Annotated in this window: 1 protein-coding gene; it reads left to right on the top strand. The window is 72.2% G+C overall.

What is annotated here, in order from left to right; translation table 11 throughout:
- A partial coding sequence (glyA, locus tag JS756_RS35775; protein WP_240204874.1) for a serine hydroxymethyltransferase occupies nt 1-1,250 on the top strand: 1,250 nt, incomplete at both ends.

The following is a 1,250-nucleotide window of genomic DNA, read 5'->3' as shown; positions in this document are numbered from 1 at the left end:
CTGCACGAGCTCGACCCGGAGGTCGCCGCGGCCGTCGACGCCGAGCTGGTCCGCCAGCAGTCGACGCTGGAGATGATCGCCTCCGAGAACTTCGCCCCGCTCGCGGTCATGGAGGCGCAGGGCTCCGTCCTCACCAACAAGTACGCCGAGGGCTACCCGGGCCGCCGCTACTACGGCGGCTGCGAGCACGTCGACGTCACCGAGCAGATCGCCATCGACCGGCTCAAGGAGCTGTTCGGCGCCGAGTACGCCAACGTGCAGCCCCACTCCGGCGCCTCCGCCAACCAGGCGGCGCTGTTCGCGCTGGCCAAGCCCGGCGACACCGTCCTGGGCCTGGACCTGGCGCACGGCGGCCACCTGACCCACGGCATGCGGCTGAACTTCTCCGGCAAGCAGTTCGACGTGGTCGCCTACCACGTGGACGCCGCCACCGGTCTGGTCGACATGGCCGAGCTGGAGCGCCTCGCCAAGGAGCACCGCCCGAAGGTGATCATCGCGGGCTGGTCGGCGTACCCGCGGCACCTGGACCTCGCGGCCTTCCGCCGGATCGCCGACGAGGTCGGCGCGTACCTGTGGGTCGACATGGCGCACTTCGCCGGTCTGGTCGCCGCGGGCCTGCACCCGAACCCGGTGCCGTTCGCGGACGTGGTGACCTCCACCACCCACAAGACGCTCGGCGGACCGCGCGGCGGCATCATCCTGGCCCGGCAGGACTTCGCCAAGAAGCTGAACTCGTCCGTCTTCCCGGGCTTCCAGGGCGGCCCCCTGGAACACGTGATCGCGGCCAAGGCGGTCTCCTTCAAGATCGCCGCCTCGGAGGAGTTCGCCGAGCGGCAGCGCCGTACGGTGGAGGGCGCGAGGATCCTCGCCGAGCGGCTGACCGCGGCCGACGCCCGGGAGGCCGGGGTGAACGTGCTCTCCGGCGGCACGGACGTGCACCTCGTCCTGGTCGACCTGCGCGAGTCCGAGCTGGACGGGCAGCAGGCCGAGGACCGCCTCCACGAGGTCGGCATCACGGTCAACCGCAACGCCGTCCCGAACGACCCCCGCCCGCCGATGGTCACCTCGGGCCTGCGGATCGGCACCCCCGCCCTCGCGACCCGCGGCTTCACCGCCGAGGACTTCGCCGAGGTCGCGGACGTGATCGCGGAGACCCTCAAGGCGCCGTCGTCCTTCGGGGAGGCCGACGCCGAGGCCCTGAAGGCGCGCGTGCGTGCGCTCGCCGACAAGCACCCGCTCTACCCCGGTCT

Source organism: Streptomyces actuosus (genome assembly GCF_016921115.1).
Classification (GTDB): domain Bacteria; phylum Actinomycetota; class Actinomycetes; order Streptomycetales; family Streptomycetaceae; genus Streptomyces; species Streptomyces actuosus_A.
This window is presented reverse-complemented; position numbering and strand designations above follow the sequence as displayed.